Source organism: Caballeronia sp. LZ016 (assembly GCF_031450805.1).
Classification (GTDB): Bacteria; Pseudomonadota; Gammaproteobacteria; order Burkholderiales; family Burkholderiaceae; genus Caballeronia.
This window is the reverse complement of sequence record NZ_JARTVY010000001.1, coordinates 1100067-1123079: the sequence shown is the minus strand read 5'-3', so window position 1 is coordinate 1123079 and position 23013 is coordinate 1100067. Positions and strand designations below refer to the sequence as shown.

Sequence of the window (23013 nt, the reverse complement as noted above, 5' to 3'; positions counted from 1 at the left end):
GTTTTTGGTGGTGCTATGCAATCCTCTTCCCCGACTCATCCGCCGGCCACGCCGCCCGAAGGCCAGAAAAAGCCTCGACGCTCGTGGTTCAAGCGGCTCCTCCTAGGCTCTCTCGTCAGCGTTTTCGCGCTGATCGTGTGCATTGCGCTCGTGTTCGGCTATGCGCTCGTCGTCGCGATGCCGAACCTGCCCTCGCTCGATGCGCTGACCGACTATCGGCCGAAAGTGCCGCTGCGCATCTACACGGCGGATCACGTGCTGATCGGCGAATTCGGCGAGGAACGCCGCAGCGTCGTGCGTATTCAGGACGTGCCGGATCGCCTGAAGAAAGCCGTGCTCGCAATCGAAGACGCGCGTTTCTACGATCACGGCGGCGTCGATGTCATGGGCATTCTGCGCGCGGGATCGGTTGCACTCTCGAACGGACACGCATCGCAGGGCGCGAGCACGATCACCATGCAGGTCGCGCGAAACTTCTTCCTGTCGAGCGAAAGGACGTACACGCGCAAGATCTACGAGATGCTGCTCGCCTACAAGATCGAGCGCGCGCTCACGAAAGATCAGATTCTCGAGGTGTACATGAATCAGATCTATCTCGGCCAGCGTGCGTACGGTTTCGCGAGCGCGGCGCGCGTCTATTTCGGCAAGGACCTGAAGGACATCACGCTTGCTGAAGCGGCGATGCTCGCGGGGCTGCCGAAGGCGCCGTCGGCGTATAACCCGGTCGTGAATCCGAAGCGCGCGAAGGTCCGGCAGGAGTACATCCTTCAGCGCATGCGCGAGCTGAACTTCATCACGCAGGAAGAGTACGACCAGGCGGCGAAACAGCCGCTCATCGTGAAGGGACAAGGGCGCGAGTTCAGCGTCCACGCGGAATACGTCGCGGAAATGGTGCGTCAGATGATGTACGCGCAATATCGCGAAGAAGCCTATACACGCGGCCTGAACGTCGTGACGACGATCGATTCCGCCGACCAGGACGCCGCCTACCGCGCGCTGCGCAAGGGCCTGATGGACTACGAACGGCGTCACGGGTATCGCGGGCCGGAAGGCTTCATCGACCTGCCGTCGGACCCGGACGACCGCGAGCAGGCCATCGACGACGCGCTCGCCGAGCATCCGGACAACGGCGAAATCGTCGCGGCCGTGGTGACGTCGGCAAGTCCCAAGGAAGTGAAGGCGAGCTTCATCGACGGCAACGTGGCCACCATCACCGGCAACGATCTGCGCTTCGTCGCGAACGCGCTTTCCCCGCGCGCGCAGCCGAACCAGCGCATTCGTGCGGGTGCGATCGTGCGTCTCGTCAAAGGCGACGACGGCGACTGGTCCATCACGCAACTGCCGCAAGTCGAAGGCGCGTTGATTTCGCTCGTGCCGCAGGACGGCGCGATCCGCGCGCTCGTCGGCGGGTTCGACTTCAACAAGAACAAGTTCAACCACGTCACCCAGGCGTGGCGTCAGCCGGGCTCGAGCTTCAAGCCGTTCATCTATTCGGCATCGCTCGAGAAGGGTTTGTCGCCGGCGACGATCATCAACGACGGCCCGCTCTTCTTCAGCGCCGCCGAAACGGGCGGTCAGGCGTGGGAGCCGAAGAACTACGGCGGCGGCTTCGACGGCCCGATGAGCATGCGCACCGCGCTGCAGAAGTCGAAGAACATGGTGTCGATCCGCATCCTGAACAACATCGGCACGAAGTACGCGCAGCAGTACATCACGCGCTTTGGCTTCGATGCCGACCGTCATCCGGCGTATCTGCCGATGGCGCTCGGCGCGGGTCTGGTGACGCCGCTGCAGATGGCTTCGGGTTACGCGGTCTTTGCGAACGGCGGCTATCGCGTGAATCCGTATCTGATCGCCGATATCACCGATCCGCGCGGCGCGGTGGTGTCGCATCCGCAGCCGCTCGTCGCGCAGGACAGCGCGCCGCTCGCCATCCCGCCGCGCAACGCGTACGTGATGAACAGCCTGCTGCAAAGCGTCGCGCAGCACGGCACGGCCGCGAAGACGAATCAGCTGAAGCGCGGCGACCTGGCCGGCAAGACCGGCACGACCAACGATTCGCGCGACGCGTGGTTCGCCGGTTATCAGCGTTCGCTGGTCGCAATTGCTTGGATTGGCTACGACAATCCGCGCAGCCTCGGCGACCGGGAAACCGGCGGCGGCCTCGCGCTGCCCGTGTGGATGGAGTACATGGGCCGCGCGCTGCAAGGCGTGCCCGAGTACAAGCCGATGATGCCGCCCGATGTGAAGTCGCTCGGCGGCGAGTTGTACTACGACGACATGACGCCGGGCCACGGCTTCATCGCGACGATCGGCGTCAGTCAGGCGCCGCCACACGACGGCGTGTCCGGCGTGACCGCGCCGACGCCCGATGTCGGCGAGCAGGAAAAGCAGGACATCATGAATCTGTTCAAGGGTCAGTGACCCTTCGTCACACGGCCTGCTTTCCCCTCACCTCACGAGCCGGTCACGCTAAAAAGCAGATCGGCTCGCCTGCCTGCTCGGTCGAATACTTGCTCAGCGCAGCGAAGAACTCGCTGTCGTCGCGGGTGTCGCGCCACTGACCATCGACGTATTTGTAGTGGAATCCGCCCGCCTTCGCCGCGAGCCAGATTTCGTGCTTGGGCGGCTGCAAGTTGACGATCACCTTCGTGCGATTCTCGAATTCCAGCGTCAGCACGTTGCCGCTTCGCTCGAACTCGATGTCGGCTTCGGCCGTGTCCACATCGCGCTCGATCGCGGTCAGCACGGCCTCCGCCAACGTCAGGTATTCCTGGTCTGTCATGCTAAACTCCATCGATTCTATGTACAGGGACGGTCATGCGAGTTGTTTTCAGGATGAGCGCGATTGTAGCGGCTGTCAGCGTTTGCGCCGCAGCGACAGTCACGCTCGGCGGTTGTGGGCAACGCGGTCCGCTTTATCTTCCCGTCGTGCCTCCCATGCCGCAGCGTCCTGACAACCTGCAGGATACGCCGCCTTCCGACGTGACTCCGAGCGACGAAACCGCATCTGGCGCAAGCAAGGCTCGCGCATCGTCGGACGTCACCGGCGACATTCCCGATACGTCCGGCGAAGCGCTCTCGCTCGCGCCCGAGACGAATCTGAAATCGACGCCCGCCGCACCGAAAGCGGCCTCGTCCGCGTACTGACAGCAAGCCTGTGCGCCCTCCGGCGCATCCCCGACCCGTTTCCACCCACGCCCACGCATGAGTGATTCCGCATTCCATTATGTCGACGGCGCACTCCACGCCGAAGGCGTTTCCGCCGCGTCGCTCGCGCAGCAGTTCGGCACGCCGCTCTACGTCTATTCCCGCGATGCCCTGACGCGCGCTTATCGCGCTTACGCCGATGCGTGCGCCGGCCGACGCGCGACCGTGCACGTCGCGGTGAAGGCCAACAGCAATCTCGCCGTCCTCAACGTGTTCGCGCGTCTCGGAGCGGGCTTCGATATCGTGTCGTCGGGCGAACTCGCGCGCGTGCTCGCCGCAGGCGGCAAGGCACAGAACACGGTGTTCTCGGGCGTCGGCAAGACGGCCGCCGAGATGCGCGAAGCACTCGAGGCCGGCGTGAAGTGCTTCAACGTGGAATCGATTCCCGAACTCCATGCGTTGAATGAAGTGGCGAAGTCGCTCGGAACGCGCGCACCCGTTTCCTTGCGTGTGAATCCGGACGTCGACGCGAAGACGCATCCCTACATTTCCACGGGGCTGAAGTCGAACAAGTTCGGTGTGGCGTTCAGCGACGCGCGCGCGACCTACCGCGCCGCCCACGCGATGGCGAATCTGGACGTCGTCGGCATCGACTGCCACATCGGCTCGCAGATCACGGAGATCAGCCCGTATCTGGACGCGCTCGACAAGCTGCTCGAACTCGTCGCGCAGATCGAAGCGGACGGCATGAGCATTCGTCACGTGGATGTCGGCGGCGGTCTCGGCATCACGTACGACAACGAGACTCCGCCGGATATCGGCGACTTCGTGCGCACACTGCTCGATCACATCGAGAAGCGCGGCCACGGTCAGCGCGAAGTGTATTTCGAGCCGGGGCGCTCGCTCGTGGGCAATGCGGGAGTGTTGCTGACGCGCGTGGAATATCTGAAGCCGGGCGAGGAGAAGAACTTCGCCATCGTCGATGCCGCGATGAACGATCTCGCGCGCCCCGCGATGTACGAGGCGTTTCATCGCATCGTGCCGGTGGCGAAGCGCGATGCCGCCGCGCACCGATACGACGTGGTCGGCCCGGTCTGCGAAAGCGGCGACTGGCTCGGGCGCGATCGCGATCTGGCCGTCGAACCGGGTGATCTGCTCGCCATCTGCTCGGCGGGCGCGTACGGCTTCGTGATGAGCTCCAACTACAACACCCGCCCGCGCGCCGCCGAGGTCATGGTGGACGGTGAGCGCGTCTGCGTCGTGCGCGAGCGCGAAACGGTGAAAGCGCTGTTCGCCGGGGAATCTATCCTGCCGGACTGATCTTCTTTACCCGGTAGACCAGGAACGAAGGCGACGCTCGAACAAGCGTCGCCTTTTTTCATGCGCGCGCGGATCTCGCCCGGAGCCAGGCAATCAGACGCCAGCCCAACAACACGATCACGATTGCGCCGTAAATCTTCGGCAGCTCGAAGTCGTGCTTGCCGGCTTTCATCCACCAGAAATGCAGGATGGCGAGCGCCGCGATCAGATAGATCGTTCGGTGCAGCGTTTGCCACCGGCGGCCGAGCTGTCTCACCATCGCCTTGGGGGAAGTCGCCGCGAGCGGAATCAGCAGCAGGAACGCCGCGAAGCCGACCGTGATGAACGGCCGCTTGCCGATGTCCTTCAGCACCTCCGTGAGGTCGAACCACTTGTCGAACCAGATGTACGTCGTGAAGTGCAAGACGGCAAAGAAGAACGCGTATAGCCCGATCATGCGGCGAAAGCGCACGAGCGCGGTCACGCCCGTCAGGCGGCGCAGCGGCGTGACGGCGAGCGTGATGCAAAGATAGACGAGCGTCCAGAGCCCGGTCGAACGCGTGATGAATTCGATCGGATTCGCGCCCAGCCCCGACGTCAAGCCGAGGACGACGATGCGCGCCAGCGGATAGAGCATCGCGACGAAAACCGCTACCTTTGCGGGCGCGATCCAGTTTCGAGTCTGCGGCGCGGCGGCCGCTGCGCGTTTCAGCTTTATTTCGGATGCGGTCGGCATGATTCAGAAGTTCTTCTTGAGGTCCATGCCCTGATACAACGACGCGACCTGGTCGCCGTATCCGTTGAACATCAGCGTCTTGCGCTTCGGCGAAAAGAAGCCGTCCTCGCCGATGCGCCGCTCCGTCGCCTGACTCCAGCGCGGGTGATCGACCTTCGGATTCACGTTCGAATAAAAGCCGTATTCGCTCGGCGCATAGCTGTTCCAGCTCGTCGGCGGCTGCTTCTCCACGAAACGGATTTTCACCAGCGACTTGGCGCTCTTGAAGCCGTATTTCCACGGCACGATGATCCGCACCGGCGCGCCGTTCTGGTTCGGCAGCACTTCGCCGTACAGCCCGAAGGTCAGGAGCGTGAGCGGGTTCATCGCCTCGTCCATGCGCAGTCCTTCGGAGTACGGCCAGTCGAGGATCGGCGTCGAGAGTCCGGGCATCTGCGAGGAATCGGCAAGACTGATGAACTGCACGTACTTCGCGTTGCCCGTCGGCTCCGCGCGCTTGATCAGTTCCGACAGCGACACGCCGATCCACGGAATCGCCATCGACCAGCCTTCGACGCAGCGCAGCCGATAGACGCGTTCCTCGAGCGGCGCGAGCTTGAGCAGTTCGTCGATGTCATACACCTTCGGGTTCCTGATCGCGCCTTCGACCGACACTTTCCACGGCCGCGGACGAAGCGTGCCCGCGTGCTGCGCCGGATCGCTCTTGTCGGTGCCGAACTCGTAGAAGTTGTTGTACGTCGTGATGTCCTTGAGCGACGTCGGCTTGTCGAGCGCGACGAATTTCGCATTCGTCTTTGCCGCCAGCTTCTGTCCTTTGGCATCCGGTGACGTCAGCGTCGCGTGAGCGATACCGCTCGCGCCGGCGAGACCCGTCGCGGCGAGCGCGCCCATCGAGCGCAACACGCGCCGCCGATTTTCGAACACGTGCCGTGGCGTGATCTCGCTGCTGTCGATGTCGTCGCCGTAAAGCGCGCCATTTCGTTTGATCCACATGAGGATGACTCCTTTTGCATGGGTGCTTACCGGTGCAAACAGCACGGCCGGTGCCCGTATTCCACGTTAGAACGAAAAAAAACCGCCAGCGCGATGCGTGGCGGTTTTTTCCTTCGATGCGGCCGGATCAGAGCTTGCCGTAGCTGTGCAAGCCGGACAGGAACATGTTGACGCCGAGGAACGCGAACGTCGTCACGACGAGGCCCGTTAGCGCCCACCATGCCGCCGCTGCGCCGCGCAGTCCCTTCATCAGCCGCATGTGCAGCCAGGCCGCATAGTTCAGCCAGACGATCAGCGCCCACGTTTCCTTCGGGTCCCAGCTCCAGTAGCCGCCCCACGCTTCCGCCGCCCACAGCGCGCCGAGAATCGTGGCGATGGTGAAGAACGCGAAACCGACGGCGATCGACTTGTACATGACGTCGTCGAGCACTTCGAGCGACGGCAGGCGGTCGGCGAACACGCCGCGCTGCTTCGCCAGATACGCGACGGCAACCATCGCCGAGAGCGCAAAGCTGCCGTAACCGATGAAGTTCGCCGGCACGTGGATCTTCATCCACCAGCTCTGCAGCGCCGGGACGAGCGGCTGAATCTGCTGCGCGTCGCGGGCGATCGAATACCACATCAGGAAGCCGACCGCTGCGCTGATCACGAGCAACACGAAAGCGCCCATCTGGCGGGTCGCGTAATGCTGCTCGTAATAGAGATAGAACAGCGACGTAATCAGGCAGAACAGCACGAACACTTCGTACAGGTTCGAAATCGGAATATGGCCGACATCGCTGCCGATCATGTACGACTCGTACCAGCGCACCATGAGACCGGTGAAGCCCATCAGCACCGCGACCCAGGTCATGCGCGAACCGATCGCGCCGCCCGTCTGCGAGCGCGTCAGCAAGCCGATCCAGTAGAACAGCGTCGCGAGAATGAAAAGCGCGCTCATCCACAGAATGGCGGATTGGCTCGACAGGAAATACTTGAGGAAGAAATTGGTGTCCGCGCGCGCGAGGTCGTGCTGATAAAGCTGAATGGACGACAGCGCCAGCACCGCGATGAACGCGATCAGCAGGCGCACCGGCTTCCAGCGCCAGCCGAGGACGACGAACGTGGGCACCGCGCCGATCAGCACCGCCATGTCGTACACATCCATGTACGTGTGATAGCGGTTGAGTGCGAAGCCCGCGCCCGCGACCATCGCGAGGGCGAAAAGCCAGTCGAGCGCGCCGAGCTTGCGGAAGAACGGACGATCGTCGAACACGAGAGCGTCGGGGAGGCCCGATGCCGGACGTTCCGTCTTGGCGGAGGCGTGGGAGGAAGTCTGTATGAGGTCCATGATCTTACCGTGATGAAACTTCCGAGCTGGCAGCTTCGGATGTCGATTGCGACGAGGCGGCGACGGGCGCGTTCGCCGCAGCGGGATCCAGCGGCGATGCGCCGAGCGCCGCCGCCACCGTCGCGCGCGTGCGCTCGAACTCCTTCTCGAAGTCGAGCGTGCGGCGTGCGGTGGACATCGCCATCAGGACGTTCGCGCCGCCCTGCCCTGTATCTTTGAGCCAGAACCAGAGCCGGCGTTCGCGCACGTAAAACATCGCGAAAATGCCGACCACCAGCAGGAGGCTGCCAAGATACACCACTTTTTTACCCGGCGCGCGCGTCAGCTGGAATACCGAAGCCTGGATCTGCTTGAAGGTATCCAGTTGCAGGAAGACGGGAGAACCGTACAGAAAGCTGTCGGAAAGCGCGTTGATGGACGCCTGAACGAACGCCGTGCTTTTCTCGTCGATCTTCGCGGCGGGCAGGCCGTTCTGCTCGCGGGAAATCTGCCAGACGTCCCACATCGCGCCTTCGAGCATGCGCATCAGGAGGCCCGCGGCTTTCTCCTGTTCGCCCTTCGGCACTGAACGGTCGATGAACGCCGCAATGCTCTGAAAGCCGCCAATCATCTGCGGATTGGCCGTCGCCGCGCCGTTCTCGTCTGCACCGGCGAAGAGGTTCAGCACGCGGATCGCGCTTTCCTCGAGGTGCTTTTGCATGTCCGTATTCGTCTGCGGCACCGAGCGCAGCGCGAAGCGGTGCGCCGCTTCGGCGCGCGTCGCGGGCGTCGCGAGCGCGGCGCGCAGTTCCATCCACTGCTTGACCGAGCCTTGCTCGTCGGCGGGAATGCGCAAATAGCGGAACGAATCGTTCGGGCTCGTGCGCATGCCGGCGAGGAACATTCGCTGGCCACCGACATCGACCGGCAGCATGTAGTTGCTGTATTCGCGCGCCTGGCCATCCGTGCCGCGCACCTTGTACTGCACCGATGGTCCGACGTTGCGCAAATCGGTCGGTTTCGACGTTTTCGCGCCGGAGCCCAGGCGCTCGTCGAACGCATCGCGCAGTGTGTCCTTCTTGCCGACGCCGCGTGCGTCCGGCGTGCCGCTGCCGTCCGTCATGTTTTCGACGTTGATCGCGCGGAAGTCCGTGAACTCGACGGTTTCGCCTTTGGCTGCCGCGAACTGCGCGCCGATGGGCGCCGTGCCGCCGATGGCGCCGTTGACCGGCGCCGTCTTCGCGCTGCCCCCGGCCATCGGCCACGCGGTCATTTCCAGCTTCGAGCCGCCGTCCTGGAAGCTCGACTGATAGATCGACACGCCTTCATACGTGAACGGCTTGTTCACTTCGATGCGCGCCGGGATACGCTTGCCGGTCTTGTGATCGATCACGACGATATCGCTCGCGAAAAGCTTCGGCATGCCGGTCGAGTAGTAATCGACGATGAACTTGTCGAGCTGGATCGAGAACGGCAGGTCCTGAATGATCGAGCCGTCCTGCTGATTCAGAATCGCGGTGCCGACATACTGGCCTTCCGGCACCCACGCATAGCCACGGAACGTCGGGTTCGACGTGGACAGGCGATGTTCGGCGGGAATGTCGTTGATGACGGCATTGGTGTTGATCGGCGTCTTGTCGAAGAGCCACATCTGCAGCTTGATCGGCAAGTTGCTGTCGAGCAGCCCGCCGATGCAGATGACGACGATCGCCAGATGCGCCGAGATATAGCCGATCTTGGTGAGCGCGCCCCGCTTGCCCGCGATCAGCGTCGCGCCGTTGTCCGTCTCGCGCCGAACGAAGCGGTAGCCCATCTTCGCGCTCAGGCGTTCGAGCGTCGCGGCCGTCTGCGCGCGATCCACTGCGACCACGAACTCGCCCTTGTGATGAAACGCGCGCAGGCTGCCTTCGTGCACGCGATCTTTCCAGCTCTTGATGTCCGCAATCATCTTCGGGCCATTGCGCAACACGCACAGCGACACCGAGATCACGAGAAAGATCAGGATCAGCATGAACCACCACGCGCTGTACACGGTGTAGAGGCTCAGACCCCGGAAGATGTCCGCCCAGAACGGGCCGAACTGATTGACGTAGTTCGGGTAAGGGTCGTCTTGCGTGAGCACCGTCCCGATGATGCTTGCGATCGCCAGCACGACCAGCAAGGCGATGGCGAAGCGCATCGAACTGACGAGTTCGACGAAATGCCTGATGACGCGGCGGCTCGACTTCGACTGCATACCCGATGTGGTGACGCTCATTCAAACTCCGGCTGACAGCAAAAAAGGGTGGAGACGCCAACGGTCTGACCGACCGACGTCCCACCCTTTTCTTGTTCTCGCACCGGCCTTCGTGGGCCGGCTTCGTATCGTAGTATGGGCGATTCCCCGCTTTCGTGCTCCTTCGCGGGAACCGCTGGACGCTGCGTGCTGCGTTAATGCAATCCGGCGATGTAATCCGCTACCGCTTTCATCTCGGCATCGTTGAGGCGAGACGAGATGGCGTGCATCGGCTCACTGTTGTTGCGCGTGCCCTGCGCGAAGGCGTTCAACTGTGCGGCGGTGTAATCGCCCCACTGTCCCGACAGTCGCGGATATTGCACCGGGATACCCATGCCCGTTGCCCCGTGACACGCCGCGCACGCCGGTACGCCTTTGTCCGCGATGCCGCCACGGTAGATCTTCTGGCCGAGCGCGACGGTGTTCTTGTCACGCGCGAAGTTGGGCTTGGCCTTTTGCGAAGCGAAGTAAGCGGCGACGTTGACCATGTCTTGATCCGTCAGCGCGCTCGCGATGCCCGTCATGATCGGATTGTTGCGCGCCGGCGCTTTCGCGCCCGGCTGCGTCTTGTAGTCCTTCAACTGCTTGACGATGTATTCCGCGTGCTGGCCCGCGAGTTTCGGAAACGCAGCGCCGGCGCTGTTGCCGTCCGCCGCGTGACACGCGGCGCAGACCTGCGTGGCGATGGCCTGCCCTCTCGCCACATCGGGCTTGGCCGGCTGAGCAGGCTCCGCCGCGTTCACCGATACCCCGAACCCACTCAAACTCGCACCAAAACCGAAAGCCGCCGCTGCCTTGAGCACCACCAGAGACCTGTACAGTCGGTTCATTCGCGTACCCTGTTTTTCGTCTTGTGAGAATGTGAGGTTCTGCAAAAACGACGGCAACCGGACATGCCGCAAGATACCCGAACGAAAGAGCGTCAAGAACGCCCTGAAAACCGTCTCGCTCCTTGATGGGTGGCCCCTGCGGCCTTGGGTCTTACGCCCTGCGGGTCATTAAGAAACCGTCGTATTGTACAATAACCCGCTACACGCAAAGACGCCAGTCGGGGCATGCCCAGTATTTGCCGGGGTTCTCAAGGCTTCAGTCATCGCCTCTCTCTCGATCGCCCGCCAATGTCATTTCTGCTCCATCAAGCTCGCTTCTTCACCACCGTCAATCATCTGCGCGACCTTCCGCCGACGCCGCAGCCGGAAATCGCGTTTGCCGGACGCTCGAATGCGGGGAAATCGACCGCGATCAACATTCTCTGCAATCAGAAGCGGCTCGCGTTCGCCAGTAAGACACCGGGCCGCACGCAGCATATCAATTACTTCTCCGTCGGCCCGAAGGATGAGCCTGCCGCGCATCTCGTCGATTTGCCGGGCTACGGCTACGCAGAAGTGCCGGGCGCGGCCAAGGCGCATTGGCAGCAATTGCTCTCCACTTATCTGCAAAGCCGCGCGCAGCTACGCGGCATGATCCTGATGATGGATTCGCGCCGTCCGTTGACCGAACTGGACCGCATCATGGTCGACTGGTTCGCGCCGACCGGAAAGCCGATCCACGCGCTCCTCACAAAATGCGACAAATTGACGCGACAGGAAATGACTAACGCACTGCGATCGACGCAGAAGGCGTTCGGTGAGTACAAGACGGCGGGGTATCGGGGCGAACTCAGCGTGCAGCTTTTCTCGGCGCTCAAGCGCACGGGTCTCGACGAAGCGCATGAACTGATCGAAAGCTGGCTGATCCCCGAGCAGGCCGCATCCGACGACGCGGCAGAGTGACCGACGCGACCGACGCCATCGCAATTCGAGCGCGAGCCGGCATAAAAAAACCCGCCGCATAACGGCGGGTCAACAGCCTAATCGAATAACGATTGGCGCCCGCTCAGGGAGGAGAAGCGGGGAGCGCGGCGCAAGCGCGTTGCTCGATCGGTATGATATACCATTGTCTCAAAACGTTACCGCGACGCGGACGGGCTTGTCGCATAGGGCTGTCACGCACGCGAGCAACGTTTCCGATCTTCCTCCGAAGCACATCACATCGAGTCACGTCATGAGTTTCTATCCCCATCATCGTCCGCGCCGCATGCGCCGCGATGACTTCTCGCGCCGCATGATGCGCGAAAACATCCTCACCACGAACGACCTGATCTACCCGGTTTTCATCGTCGAAGGCACGAATGAGCGGCAGTCGATTCCGTCGATGCCCGGCGTCGAGCGCACGTCCGTCGATCTGCTGATGAAGGTCGCCGAACAATGCGTCGAACTGGGCGTGCCGGTGATGTCGCTGTTTCCGGCGATCGAGCCGTCGCTGAAGACGCCCGATGGCCGCGAAGCGACCAATCCCGAAGGTTTGATTCCGCGCGCCGTGCGCGAACTCAAGAAGAATTTTCCGACGCTCGGCGTGCTCACCGATGTCGCGCTCGACCCCTACACGAGCCACGGCCAGGACGGCGTGCTGGATGACGAAGGCTACGTGAAGAACGACGAAACGAGCGAGATTCTCGTCGAGCAGGCGCGCACGCAGGCCGAAGCCGGCGTGGATATCGTCGCGCCGTCGGACATGATGGATGGCCGCATCGGCGCGATCCGCGAGATGCTCGAAAGCGACGGCCACATCCACACGCGCATCATGGCGTATGCCGCGAAGTACGCGTCCGCGTTCTACGGCCCGTTCCGCGACGCGGTCGGTTCGGCGGCGAATCTGGGCAAGGGCAACAAGATGACCTACCAGATGGACCCGTCGAATTCCGATGAAGCGATGCGCGAAGTGCGAATGGACATCGAGGAAGGCGCAGACATGGTGATGGTCAAGCCGGGCATGCCGTATCTGGATATCGTGCGGCGCGTGAAGGACGAGTTCCGCTTCCCGACGTACGCATATCAGGTCAGCGGCGAATACGCGATGATCAAGGCCGCCACCCAGAACGGCTGGCTCGACCACGACAAGGCGATGATGGAATCGTTGCTTGCGTTCAAGCGCGCGGGCGCAGATGGCGTGTTGACCTACTTCGCGCTCGATGCGGCGCGCATTCTGCGGGCATCGAAGTAAGGTTCTGCGCGGCTGATGCAGAAAGGGCGATGCTTCGCGGCATCGCCCTTTTTTATCCATTCGACGGACTGAGTTTGTCGAGGCTCTTGAGAAACTTGTCCGCCGATTCATAACCGACGACCCGCGCCACCTCGTTGCCCTTTTCATCGAAGAAGATGATGCCGGGCGGGCCGAACAGCTTGAAGCGCTTGAGAAGGAACTGATCGTCGGCGTTGTTCGCGGTGACGTCCGCACGCAGCAAGTTCAACTGCGAGAGTCGCGCCTGGACGCGCGCATCCGAGAACGTCAGGCTCTCCATTTCCTTGCAGGACACGCACCAGTCTGCGTAGAAATCGAGCATCGCGGGACGCGCGGCCGCTTTTACTGCCGAATCCAGTTCAGCCGATGTCCGCACCGGGGCGAAGACCGGGCCCTGGTTCGGCGCACCCTGCGCGCCGGATGCGCCGCTGCGCGAGGCCAGCACCGCCAATGGACGCAGCGGGTCGGTCGAGCCTGCCGCCAGGCCAACGAGAAGCGTCGCGGCCCACACGGCGAGCGCCGCGCCGAGTCCGCGTCCCAGGCGCTTCCAGACATTTGCCGGCGTTGCCGCGCCACGCCCGAACACACCGAGCGACGCAGCGGCAATCAGCAGCCACAGCGCACTCAGCAACATCCGCGCGACGCCGCCGATTACCGGCCAAACGATCCACAACGCCGCAGCAAGCAGCACGACGCCGAAGAACACCTTCACGCTGCCCATCCAGGCGCCTGCGCGCGGCAGTATCGAGCCGGCGCCCAGTCCGATGACGAGCAAGGGCACGCCGAGGCCGATGCCCATGGCAAAGAGCGCCGCGCCGCCAAGCACCGCATCGCCGGTATGCGCGATGAACGCCAGCACCGCGAAGAGGGGCGCCGTCATGCACGCGCCCACGACGAGCGCAGACAACGCGCCCATCGCGGCGACCGCGGCGAACTTGCCGCCGGGGCGCTTTTGCGACGCCTCGTTCACGCTGCTCTGCCACCGCTCGGGCAACGCGATATCGACACCTGAAATCAGCGCGATAGCGAAGACCGCGAGCAGCACGCCGAAAGCCCCGAGCACCCACGGGTTCTGCAGCCAGGCGCCGAGACTCTGGCCGACCAGCGCCGCCGCCACACCGAGCACGGTGTAGACGAGCGCCATGCCGACGACATAGCACGCCGAAAGCGAAAAACCGCGCGCGCGCGTCACGCGCGCACCTTCGCCGACGATGATCGCGGACAGAATCGGGATCATCGGGTATGAGCACGGCAGCAGACTCAACACCATCCCCGCGACGAAATACAGGCCCACGACTGCGAAGAAGCCGCCGCCTTCGAGCATGGACTGGGCGTAATCGGCGCTCGTCGCGCGATCGAACCATGACAGGGATGCATCGGCGGCCGAGGGCGTCGAAGGCGACGCGCCCGCTGCTTGCAACGCCGCGCCCTTCACGCGATACGTGCGCTCCATCGGCGGATAGCAGATGCCCTTTTCAGCGCAACCCTGCGACGTTACCGCGAGTTCGAACGGCCCCTTGGCTTGTGCGACGGGGATACGAATGACCAGTTCGCCGCGATACGTCTCAACGTCCTTGTTGAACGTCTGATCGAAGTGGACTTTTCCGGCCGGCAACTGCGCCGCGCCAATGGTGGCGTCGCCGCTCTTCACCCCGAAGGCGAATCGCTCGCGGTACATGTAATAGCCGTCGGCAATCTTGTATCGCACGTCGACTTCGCCTGGCTGCTCGGAGGCGCTGAACTTGAAAGCGGCGGCGGGATCGAGAAATTCGTCGTCTGCGCGCGCCGCACCGATGACGGCACAGCACAACATCAACAGGACGAACGCGCCGAAGACACGAAGCGCGGCGCTACGGGAAAGCTCAAACATGAAGATGACGCTGCGTTTCTGCATTGACCCACTGACCGTAACGCGGCGACGCGTCCGCCTGCCAGACGAGAATCTCGGGCGTTTCATACGGATGCCGCGCCTCGACGAAGCGCTGCAATTCTTCGCTGCGCGCGACGCTCGTCTTGAGCAGCACTTGTACTTCCTCCGCCGATTCGCGCACGCCTCTCCAATGATAGTGCGACTCAACCGCGCCCAGCTTGGTCACGCAGGCTGCCAGTCGCGCCTCGAGAACCGCTTGCGCGAGCGCGCCCGCCGATTCGGCGTCGGGCAGCGTCGTCAACATCAGAATGACAGGAACGTTCACCTACGGCTCCAGAAATTGCGGACTACGGCTGATATCGTAGCATTCGGGAGTGGCCCCCGGCGGTTCGCGAAACGCGGTCGCACGAGCCCAAAAACAAAAAGGCCAAGCAACGCTTGGCCTTTTCGCTGAACTGCTTACCGAACTTATTCCGCTTCTTGAACTTCTTCGGTTTCTTCGATTTCCGGGCGATCCATCAGTTGGACCAGCGCCATCGGAGCGTTGTCGCCGACGCGGAAACCAAACTTCAGGATGCTCAGATAGCCACCCGGACGGTTCGCGTAACGCGGGCCGAGGACGTCGAACAGCTTCGCGACGGAATCACGATCGCGCAGGCGGTTGAACGCCAGACGGCGGTTTGCCAGCGAAGGCTTCTTGCCGAGCGTGATCAGCGGCTCGACGACCTTGCGCAGTTCCTTGGCCTTCGGCAGCGTCGTCTTGATGACTTCGTGCTCGATCAGCGAGTTCGACATATTGCGGAGCATTGCCAGGCGGTGGCTGCTCGTGCGGTTCAGTTTCCGCAAACCGTGCTTATGACGCATTTTCAGTTCCTTTAACGAGTTTTGATCCAGCTCTTCTATTGCGCGTTGCCGGAAAATGGCTGCGCACGGGCCGGTCGAAGAAAAAGCAAGACGCGGATTTTAAAGCAAAATCCGCGTCTATGCCAGTTACAGCACCTTACTTGTCCAACCCGGCCGGCGGCCAGTTCTCGAGCTTCATGCCAAGCGTCAGACCGCGCGAGGCCAACACTTCCTTGATCTCGTTCAGCGACTTGCGACCGAGATTCGGAGTCTTCAGCAGCTCGTTCTCCGTACGCTGGATCAGATCGCCGATGTAGTAGATGTTCTCGGCCTTCAGGCAGTTCGCGGAACGAACCGTGAGTTCGAGATCGTCCACCGGGCGCAGCAGGATCGGATCGATCTGCGGTGCGCGCGACGGCGCTTCCGCTGCGGCTTCCGTGCCTTCCAGCGCTGCGAACACCGACAGTTGATCAACCAGAATGCGCGCCGATTGACGGATCGCTTCTTCCGGCGAGATCACACCGTTGGTTTCGATGTTCATCACGAGCTTGTCGAGGTCGGTACGCTGTTCGACACGCGCGCTTTCCACGGCGTAGCTCACGCGGCGCACCGGCGAGAACGACGCGTCCAGCACGATACGGCCGATAATCTTCGCCGATTCTTCGCCGTAACGACGCACGTTGCCGGGCACGTAACCACGGCCCTTTTCGATCTTGATCTGAACGTCGAGCTTGCCGCCCTTCGACAGGTGAGCAATCACGTGATCCGGGTTGATGACCTCGCAATCATGCGCGAGTTCTATATCGCCGGCCGTGACCACGCCTTCGCCTTCCTTGCGCAGCGTCACCGTGACTTCGTCGCGGTTGTGCAGCTTGAAGACGACACCCTTCAGGTTCAACAGCAGGTTGACTACATCCTCTTGCACACCATCGAGCGTCGAGTATTCGTGCACGACGCCTGCGATCGTCACTTCGGTCGGCGCGTAGCCCACCATCGACGACAGCAGCACGCGCCGAAGCGCGTTACCCAAGGTGTGGCCATAGCCGCGTTCGAACGGCTCCATAACCACTTTCGCATGGCTCTCGCCAAGCGATTCAACTGCAATGATCTTGGGCTTCAACAAACTGGTTTGCATAGGTTTTCCTTTTCAATACCCTCGGCTCGTTACACCGATAAGGCTGACCGGTAACAACCTGAAAATTAAACAGCCGAGGACGCCGATTTGCCACGAGCAATCAGGCTCCCCGGCTGCTAATCCGATTACCGCGCGATTAACGCGAATACAATTCGACGATCAGGCTTTCGTTGATGTCGCCAGCGATATCGCTGCGCTCCGGCATCGACTTGAACGTTCCTTCGAACTTCTTCGCATCGACCGACACCCAGCTCGGCATGCCGCCTTGCTCTGCCAGCGACAGCGCCTCGACGATACGAGCCTGCTTGCGCGACTGCTCGCGAACGGAGACGACATCGCCCGACTTGACTTGCATCGACGGGATGTTCGCGACCTGGCCGTTCACCATGATCGACTTGTGGCTGACCAGCTGACGCGCTTCAGCGCGCGTCGAGCCGAAGCCCATGCGATACACGACGTTGTCGAGACGCGACTCGAGCAACTGCAGCAGGTTTTCGCCCGTCGGGCCCTTGCGGCGGTCGGCTTCGGCGAAGTAGCGGCGGAACTGACGCTCCAGCACACCGTAAATACGCTTCACCTTTTGCTTTTCGCGCAACTGGGTGCCGTAGTCGGACGTACGCGCGCCCGAGGTACGGCCGTGTTGGCCGGGCTTGCTGTCGAGCTTGCACTTGTCGGCGAGCGAGCGGCGTGCGCTCTTCAGGAACAGGTCGGTGCCTTCACGGCGGGACAGCTTGGCTTTAGGACCGGTATAGCGTGCCACGTTGAATCCTTAAAAATTAATCACGCGAACTTTCATTCGCGCTAGTCCGAACCCTTTGGGCCGAACGGTGGGCTTAGTCAAATTCATCACGCACGAAACCCGCCGATACTTACGCATCAGCAGGAACATGCGCTCGCGTCGTCGCCTTAGATGCGGCGGCGCTTCGGCGGACGGCAACCGTTGTGCGGGACCGGCGTCACGTCGGAGATCGCGGTGATCTTGATGCCAAGACCATGCAACGCGCGCACCGCCGATTCACGGCCAGGACCAGGGCCCTTGATCCGCACTTCGAGGTTCTTCACGCCGTATTCCATTGCCACGCGGCCAGCCGATTCCGCTGCGACCTGAGCTGCAAACGGCGTCGACTTGCGCGAGCCCTTGAAACCCTGGCCACCCGAGGTCGCCCATGCCAGCGCGTTACCTTGACGGTCGGTGATCGTGATAATGGTGTTGTTGAACGACGCGTGAACGTGAACCACGCCCTCGGCGACGTTCTTCTTGACCTTCTTGCGAACGCGTTGCGCCGCGGAGTTGTTCGAAGCCTTAGCCATTACGTTTTCCTGTAACTGTCAGTTCCGCTTACTTCTTCAGCGATTGCGCTGCACGACGCGGACCCTTGCGAGTACGGGCGTTGGTGCGCGTACGCTGGCCACGCAGGGGCAGGCCCTTGCGATGACGCATGCCGCGGTAGCAACCCAAGTCCATCAGGCGCTTGATGTTCATCGTCACTTCACGGCGCAGGTCGCCTTCGACGATGAACTTGCCCACTTCGTCACGCAGCTTTTCGAGGTCTGCGTCGGTGAGGTCCTTGACCTTCTTCGAAAATTCCACACCAGCAGCGATGCAAATGCCGCGCGAACGCGTGCGTCCGATGCCGAAGATTGCCGTCAGGCCGATCTCGGTATGCTGGTGATTCGGGATGTTAACCCCTGCGATACGTGCCATTGTTTTTCCTCAAACAAAAAGCGCAAGCAAAAGCGCGGCGTTCAGCCTTGACGCTGTTTGTGGCGCGGATCAGAGCTGCAAATCACGCGCACAACGCCCTTGCGCTTGATGATCTTGCAATTGCGGCAAATGCGCTTAACCGATGCCATCACTTTCATGATATTACCCTTTTTTCAAATCACTTCGCCCGGAATACGATCCGTGCACGAGACAGATCGTAAGGCGTCAATTCAACCGTAACCTTGTCGCCTGGCAGGATGCGGATATAGTGCATCCGCATCTTTCCAGAAATGTGTCCCAGGACGACATGGCCATTTTCCAATTTCACCCGGAAAGTAGCGTTGGGGAGGTTTTCGATGACCTCACCCTGCATCTGGATTACATCGTCTTTGGCCATAGTCCTAAATTAACGCATCGGGACGTTGCCGCCCTTGAAGTTTGCCTTCTTGAGCAGCGACTCATATTGTTGCGACATGACGTACGACTGCACCTGAGCCATGAAGTCCATCGTGACGACGACAATGATCAGCAGCGACGTTCCACCAAAATAGAACGGCACGTTCCAGCGCAACACCAGAAACTCAGGCAACAGGCACACGAACACAATATAGATCGCACCGGCCAGCGTCAGACGCGTGAGGATGCGGTCGATATACCGTGCAGTCTGATCGCCCGGACGGATACCCGGAACGAATGCACCGCTCTTCTTCAAGTTGTCGGCGGTTTCTCGGCTGTTGAACACCAGTGCGGTGTAGAAGAAGCAGAAGAAAACAATCGCCAACGCATACAGCAGCACGTACACGGGTTGACCGGGCTTGATGGCCTCAGCCACGCTGTGCAGCGTGTTTGCGAACCAGCCGGTACGCGTACCCGAACTGAACCAGTTCAGGATGGTTGCCGGGAAGAGGATGATCGACGACGCGAAGATCGGCGGAATCACACCCGACATGTTCAGCTTCAGCGGCAGATGAGACGACTGTCCGCCGTAAATCTTGTTGCCGACCTGGCGCTTCGCGTAGTTCACGAGGATCTTGCGCTGACCGCGTTCGATGAACACGACCAGATACGTGACCGCCGCGATCAGCACGACGATGATGATCGCCGAGATGATGCTCATCGAACCAGTGCGGACAAGCTCGAACAACCCGCCGATCGCGTTCGGGAAGCCCGCCGCGATGCCACCGAAGATGATGATCGAGATGCCGTTGCCGAGACCGCGTTCCGTGATTTGCTCACCCAGCCACATCAGGAACATCGTGCCCGTCACCAGCGTCACCACCGTCGTCAGGCGGAACACCATGCCGGGATCGACTACCAGAGCGGGCTGATTCTCGAGCGCGACCGCGATACCGAACGCCTGGAAGGTCGCGAGCACGACGGTGAAGATACGCGTGTACTGCGTGATCTTCCGTTGCCCCGCCTGCCCTTCCTTCTTCAATGCTTCCATTTGCGGCGATACGATCGACAGCAACTGCATGATGATCGACGCCGAAATGTAGGGCATGATGCCCAGCGCAAAGATCGTGAATCGCGACAGCGCGCCACCCGAGAACATGTTGAACATGCCAAGGATGCCGCCCGACTGGCTTTGGAACAGCTTCGCCAGTTGATCCGGATCGATGCCGGGGACCGGAATGTGCGCACCAATGCGGTAGACGACCAGCGCCAGCAGCAGAAACACTGCACGCCGACGCAGATCGCCAAATTTCGCCGCGCTTCGACCGGGTTTTGCGAGACTCGGGCTGTTAGCCAAGAACCTTCTCCGATGCAAGTGCTAGTAACGGCGAAAGCGCGTTACTCGGCGAACGAGCCGCCAGCGGCTTCGATTGCCTCACGGGCGCCCTTCGTTGCCGTCAGACCCTTCACCGTGACCTTGCGCGTGATCTCGCCGGTCTTGATGATCTTCGCGCTCTTGATGAGCTCGCCGACCAGACCCGCTTGCTTCAGCGCCAAGAGATCGATTTCGTCGACCGGCAGCTTTTCCAGATCAGCGAGGCGCACTTCACCGACGAATTCCTTCGTCAACGACGTGAAGCCGCGCTTCGGCAGGCGACGCTGCAGCGGCATCTGACCGCCTTCGAAGCCAACCTTGTGGAAGCCGCCCGAACGCGATTTCTGACCCTTGTGGCCGCGGCCTGCGGTCTTGCCGAGGCCCGAACCGATGCCGCGACCGACGCGACGCTTAGCGTGCTTCGCGCCTTCCGCCGGCTTCAGGTTATTCAATTCCATGTTCAACTCCTTGGATCCGTGGGTCGGCCGCTTAGCCGATGACCTTAACGAGGTACGCGACCTTGTTGATCATCCCGCGCACAGCCGGCGTGTCCTGCAGCTCGCTAACCGAGTTGAGGCGGCGCAGGCCGAGGCCACGCACCGTCGCGCGGTGCGTTTCGCGAGTCCCGATCAGGCTCTTGACGAGCTGAACCTTGACAGTTTTCTCAGACATGATGACCTCGAGGCTTAGCCCAAAATATCTTCGACGGACTTGCCGCGCTTCGCCGCGATGTCGCCCGGGGTCGACTGCTTGCGCAGACCGTCGAGCGTTGCACGAACGAGGTTGTACGGGTTCGTCGAGCCGTGGCTCTTGGCCACCACGTTCTGCACGCCCATCACGTCGAACACTGCGCGCATCGGACCGCCGGCGATCACGCCCGTACCATCCTTCGCCGGAGCGAGGAGGACTGCGGAAGCGCCATGCTTGCCGTGCACTTCGTGTTGCAACGTACCGTTCTTGAGCGGCACCTTGAACATGTTGCGGCGGGCTTGTTCCATTGCCTTCTGAACGGCAACCGGAACTTCCTTCGCCTTGCCCTTGCCCATGCCGACGCGGCCATCACCGTCGCCAACCACGGTCAGTGCGGCGAAGCCGAGAATCCGGCCACCCTTCACGACCTTGGTCACGCGGTTGACCGAAATCATCTTTTCGCGCAGGCCGTCGTCGCGTTCGTCAGCCTGAACTTTCGCTTGCATCTTTGCCATGACGAATTCTTCCCTTAGAACTTGAGCCCGGCTTCGCGCGCCGCGTCAGCCAGCGCTTTCACGCGGCCGTGGTAGCGGAAACCCGAGCGGTCAAAGGCGACGGATTCGATGCCGGCAGCCTTGGCCTTCTCGGCAATACGCTTGCCGATCAGGGTTGCAGCGTTGATGTTGCCGCCCTTGCCCGACTTGTCGGCCAGCTCAGCGCGAACTTCGGCTTCCAGCGTCGATGCGCTGGCCAGCACTTTCGTGCCGCATGCCGAGAACACTTGCGCGTAGATGTGCGTATTCGTGCGATGCACGGCGAGACGCGCGACCTGCAGCTCAGCGATCTTGATACGCGTCTGACGAGCGCGGCGCAGGCGAGATTGAGTCTTATCCATGATTGCGCACCCTTACTTCTTCTTCGTTTCTTTGAGGATCACGACCTCGTCGGAATAGCGCACGCCCTTGCCCTTGTAGGGCTCCGGCGGACGATAGCCGCGCACTTCTGCAGCGACTTGTCCGACTTTCTGCTTGTCGATCCCCTTGATCACGATTTCGGTCTGCGACGGGGTTTCAGCCTTGACGCCTTCCGGCATCTGGTGCACCACCGGGTGCGAGAAACCCAGCGACAGGTTCAGCTTGTCGCCTTGCGCTTGCGCACGATAACCAACGCCAACCAGCGTCAGCTTGCGCTCGAAACCCTTGGTGACGCCGAACACCATGTTCGCCACCAGGGCGCGCATCGTGCCGGACATCGCGTTTGCTTCGCGGCTTTCGTTAGCCGGCGCGAAGTTCAGCGTGCCGTTCTCGTTCGCCACGTTCACGAGCGGATTGGCCGCTTGCGAAATCGTGCCGAGCGGACCCTTCACGGTGATGACGTCGCCCTTGACGGCCACTTCCGCGCCTTGCGGCAGCGCGATCGGGCTTTTACCTACTCGAGACATGTTTCCTCTCCCTTCGGCGTTAAGCGACGTAGCAGATGACTTCGCCGCCGACGCCGTTCTGGCGCGCCTTGCGGTCGGTCATCACACCCTTCGGCGTCGACACGATTGCAACGCCCAGGCCGTTCATGACCTGCGGGATGTCGTTGCGACCGCGGTACACGCGCAGACCAGGCTTCGAAACGCGCTCGAGGCGCTCGATAACCGGACGGCCAGCGTAGTACTTCAACGCGATATTCAATTCCGTCTTCGCACCTTCAGCCTTCACTGCGAAGTCGTCGATATAACCTTCGTCCTTCAAAACCTGCGCAATCGCAACCTTGACTTTCGACGAGGGCATAGTCACCGAAACCTTCTCGACCATCTGCGCATTGCGGATGCGAGTCAGCATATCGGCGATAGGATCACTCATGCTCATTTATGTTTCTCCTATTACCAGCTCGCCTTGGTGAGGCCAGGGATTTCGCCGCGGAACGCGATTTCACGAATCTTGTTACGCGCGAGTCCGAACTTGCGGAACGTGCCACGCGGGCGGCCCGTGATCGCGCAGCGGTTACGCTTGCGAGTCGGGTTCGAGTTACGCGGCAGTTGTTGCAGCGCCAGGCGGGCGAAGTAACGCTCTTCGTCCGACTTGCTTGCGTCGTCGATCACAGCCTTCAGCTCAGCACGCTTCGGAGCGTACTTGGCTGCCAGGCGCGCGCGCTTCTTTTCACGTTCGATCAGTGCCAGTTTAGCCACG

At 61.7% G+C, this 23013-nt stretch carries 28 protein-coding genes; 5 read left to right on the top strand and 23 right to left on the bottom strand.

Annotation, left to right across the window (positions count from 1 at the left end):
• Positions 1–15: 15 nt before the first annotated feature.
• Complete coding sequence (locus P9220_RS05385; RefSeq protein WP_309763906.1) at positions 16–2424, top strand: penicillin-binding protein 1A; 2409 nt, start codon at positions 16–18, stop codon at positions 2422–2424.
• Positions 2425–2467: 43 nt separating this feature from the next.
• Here P9220_RS05385 and cyaY read toward each other — a convergent pair whose 3' ends face one another.
• Positions 2468–2785, bottom strand: a complete 318-nt coding sequence (gene cyaY / locus P9220_RS05380) for an iron donor protein CyaY (protein ID WP_309763905.1) — start codon at positions 2783–2785, stop codon at positions 2468–2470.
• 35 nt (positions 2786–2820) lie between these two features.
• On the opposite strand from cyaY, the gene P9220_RS05375 reads away from it, so the two are divergent.
• Together P9220_RS05375 and lysA are read left to right on the top strand one after the other, a co-directional pair.
• A complete protein-coding gene (locus tag P9220_RS05375) occupies positions 2821–3150 on the top strand; it encodes an LPS translocon maturation chaperone LptM (protein WP_309763904.1) in 330 nt (109 codons plus the stop codon).
• 57 nt (positions 3151–3207) lie between these two features.
• Positions 3208–4470: a diaminopimelate decarboxylase gene (lysA, locus tag P9220_RS05370; RefSeq protein ID WP_309763903.1), complete on the top strand. Its 1263-nt coding sequence runs from the start codon at positions 3208–3210 to the stop codon at positions 4468–4470.
• Between the two features lie 58 nt (positions 4471–4528).
• On the opposite strand, the gene msrQ is transcribed toward lysA, so the two are convergent.
• From msrQ to P9220_RS05345, 5 genes are all read right to left on the bottom strand, one after another.
• Positions 4529–5185, bottom strand: coding sequence for a protein-methionine-sulfoxide reductase heme-binding subunit MsrQ (gene msrQ, locus P9220_RS05365; RefSeq protein ID WP_309763902.1), 657 nt, complete (start codon positions 5183–5185; stop codon positions 4529–4531).
• A 3-nt stretch (positions 5186–5188) separates the two neighbouring features.
• Positions 5189–6178: a protein-methionine-sulfoxide reductase catalytic subunit MsrP gene (gene msrP, locus P9220_RS05360; protein ID WP_309763901.1), complete on the bottom strand. Its 990-nt coding sequence runs from the start codon at positions 6176–6178 to the stop codon at positions 5189–5191.
• A 127-nt stretch (positions 6179–6305) separates the two neighbouring features.
• Positions 6306–7508: a c-type cytochrome biogenesis protein CcsB gene (gene ccsB, locus P9220_RS05355; RefSeq protein WP_309763900.1), complete on the bottom strand. Its 1203-nt coding sequence runs from the start codon at positions 7506–7508 to the stop codon at positions 6306–6308.
• Positions 7509–7512: 4 nt separating this feature from the next.
• Positions 7513–9744 (bottom strand): cytochrome c biogenesis protein ResB, encoded by a 2232-nt coding sequence (locus P9220_RS05350; RefSeq protein ID WP_309763899.1) that lies wholly within the window; start codon positions 9742–9744, stop codon positions 7513–7515.
• Between the two features lie 173 nt (positions 9745–9917).
• Entirely contained in the window at positions 9918–10592 is a 675-nt protein-coding gene (locus P9220_RS05345) for a c-type cytochrome (protein ID WP_309763898.1), read from the bottom strand.
• A 288-nt stretch (positions 10593–10880) separates the two neighbouring features.
• Between P9220_RS05345 and yihA the strand changes: the two genes are divergently transcribed.
• Both yihA and hemB read left to right on the top strand, forming a co-directional pair.
• Positions 10881–11534 (top strand): ribosome biogenesis GTP-binding protein YihA/YsxC, encoded by a 654-nt coding sequence (gene yihA / locus P9220_RS05340; protein WP_309763897.1) that lies wholly within the window; start codon positions 10881–10883, stop codon positions 11532–11534.
• A gap of 271 nt (positions 11535–11805) precedes the next feature.
• On the top strand, positions 11806–12804 hold the full coding sequence (hemB, locus tag P9220_RS05335; RefSeq protein ID WP_309763896.1) for a porphobilinogen synthase: 999 nt from the start codon (positions 11806–11808) through the stop codon (positions 12802–12804).
• A 52-nt stretch (positions 12805–12856) separates the two neighbouring features.
• Here hemB and dsbD read toward each other — a convergent pair whose 3' ends face one another.
• The 17 genes from dsbD to rpsN form a co-directional block, all read right to left on the bottom strand.
• Positions 12857–14692: a protein-disulfide reductase DsbD gene (dsbD, locus tag P9220_RS05330; RefSeq protein ID WP_309763895.1), complete on the bottom strand. Its 1836-nt coding sequence runs from the start codon at positions 14690–14692 to the stop codon at positions 12857–12859.
• Complete coding sequence (gene cutA / locus P9220_RS05325; RefSeq protein ID WP_309765392.1) at positions 14685–14996, bottom strand: divalent-cation tolerance protein CutA; 312 nt, start codon at positions 14994–14996, stop codon at positions 14685–14687. Before cutA ends, dsbD begins: the two co-directional genes overlap by 8 nt.
• Before the next feature lie 164 nt (positions 14997–15160).
• Positions 15161–15556 carry a 50S ribosomal protein L17 gene (rplQ, locus tag P9220_RS05320; protein WP_309763894.1) on the bottom strand — a complete coding sequence of 132 codons (396 nt, stop codon included), beginning with the start codon at positions 15554–15556 and terminating at the stop codon, positions 15161–15163.
• A 136-nt stretch (positions 15557–15692) separates the two neighbouring features.
• Complete coding sequence (locus P9220_RS05315; RefSeq protein ID WP_040050462.1) at positions 15693–16670, bottom strand: DNA-directed RNA polymerase subunit alpha; 978 nt, start codon at positions 16668–16670, stop codon at positions 15693–15695.
• 136 nt (positions 16671–16806) lie between these two features.
• Positions 16807–17430, bottom strand: coding sequence for a 30S ribosomal protein S4 (gene rpsD, locus P9220_RS05310; RefSeq protein WP_309763893.1), 624 nt, complete (start codon positions 17428–17430; stop codon positions 16807–16809).
• 146 nt (positions 17431–17576) lie between these two features.
• Positions 17577–17981, bottom strand: coding sequence for a 30S ribosomal protein S11 (rpsK, locus tag P9220_RS05305; protein ID WP_006052224.1), 405 nt, complete (start codon positions 17979–17981; stop codon positions 17577–17579).
• A gap of 28 nt (positions 17982–18009) precedes the next feature.
• Complete coding sequence (rpsM, locus tag P9220_RS05300) at positions 18010–18375, bottom strand: 30S ribosomal protein S13 (protein ID WP_309763892.1); 366 nt, start codon at positions 18373–18375, stop codon at positions 18010–18012.
• 41 nt (positions 18376–18416) lie between these two features.
• On the bottom strand, positions 18417–18533 hold the full coding sequence (rpmJ, locus tag P9220_RS05295; RefSeq protein WP_004199844.1) for a 50S ribosomal protein L36: 117 nt from the start codon (positions 18531–18533) through the stop codon (positions 18417–18419).
• A 20-nt stretch (positions 18534–18553) separates the two neighbouring features.
• Positions 18554–18772, bottom strand: a complete 219-nt coding sequence (infA, locus tag P9220_RS05290; RefSeq protein WP_004521905.1) for a translation initiation factor IF-1 — start codon at positions 18770–18772, stop codon at positions 18554–18556.
• A gap of 9 nt (positions 18773–18781) precedes the next feature.
• Positions 18782–20128, bottom strand: coding sequence for a preprotein translocase subunit SecY (gene secY / locus P9220_RS05285; protein WP_309763891.1), 1347 nt, complete (start codon positions 20126–20128; stop codon positions 18782–18784).
• Between the two features lie 41 nt (positions 20129–20169).
• Complete coding sequence (gene rplO, locus P9220_RS05280) at positions 20170–20604, bottom strand: 50S ribosomal protein L15 (protein ID WP_008343934.1); 435 nt, start codon at positions 20602–20604, stop codon at positions 20170–20172.
• Between the two features lie 31 nt (positions 20605–20635).
• On the bottom strand, positions 20636–20818 hold the full coding sequence (rpmD, locus tag P9220_RS05275; protein ID WP_035967615.1) for a 50S ribosomal protein L30: 183 nt from the start codon (positions 20816–20818) through the stop codon (positions 20636–20638).
• A gap of 14 nt (positions 20819–20832) precedes the next feature.
• Positions 20833–21351 carry a 30S ribosomal protein S5 gene (gene rpsE, locus P9220_RS05270; RefSeq protein WP_244793886.1) on the bottom strand — a complete coding sequence of 173 codons (519 nt, stop codon included), beginning with the start codon at positions 21349–21351 and terminating at the stop codon, positions 20833–20835.
• Positions 21352–21365: 14 nt separating this feature from the next.
• The gene (rplR, locus tag P9220_RS05265) at positions 21366–21731 is read right to left on the bottom strand and encodes a 50S ribosomal protein L18 (RefSeq protein WP_035967614.1); all 366 of its coding nucleotides are present in this window, start codon (positions 21729–21731) and stop codon (positions 21366–21368) included.
• Between the two features lie 12 nt (positions 21732–21743).
• Entirely contained in the window at positions 21744–22277 is a 534-nt protein-coding gene (gene rplF, locus P9220_RS05260; RefSeq protein WP_309763890.1) for a 50S ribosomal protein L6, read from the bottom strand.
• Between the two features lie 19 nt (positions 22278–22296).
• A complete protein-coding gene (gene rpsH, locus P9220_RS05255) occupies positions 22297–22692 on the bottom strand; it encodes a 30S ribosomal protein S8 (RefSeq protein WP_035967610.1) in 396 nt (131 codons plus the stop codon).
• 14 nt (positions 22693–22706) lie between these two features.
• Entirely contained in the window at positions 22707–23012 is a 306-nt protein-coding gene (gene rpsN, locus P9220_RS05250) for a 30S ribosomal protein S14 (protein ID WP_061126156.1), read from the bottom strand.
• Position 23013: the final 1 nt, after the last annotated feature.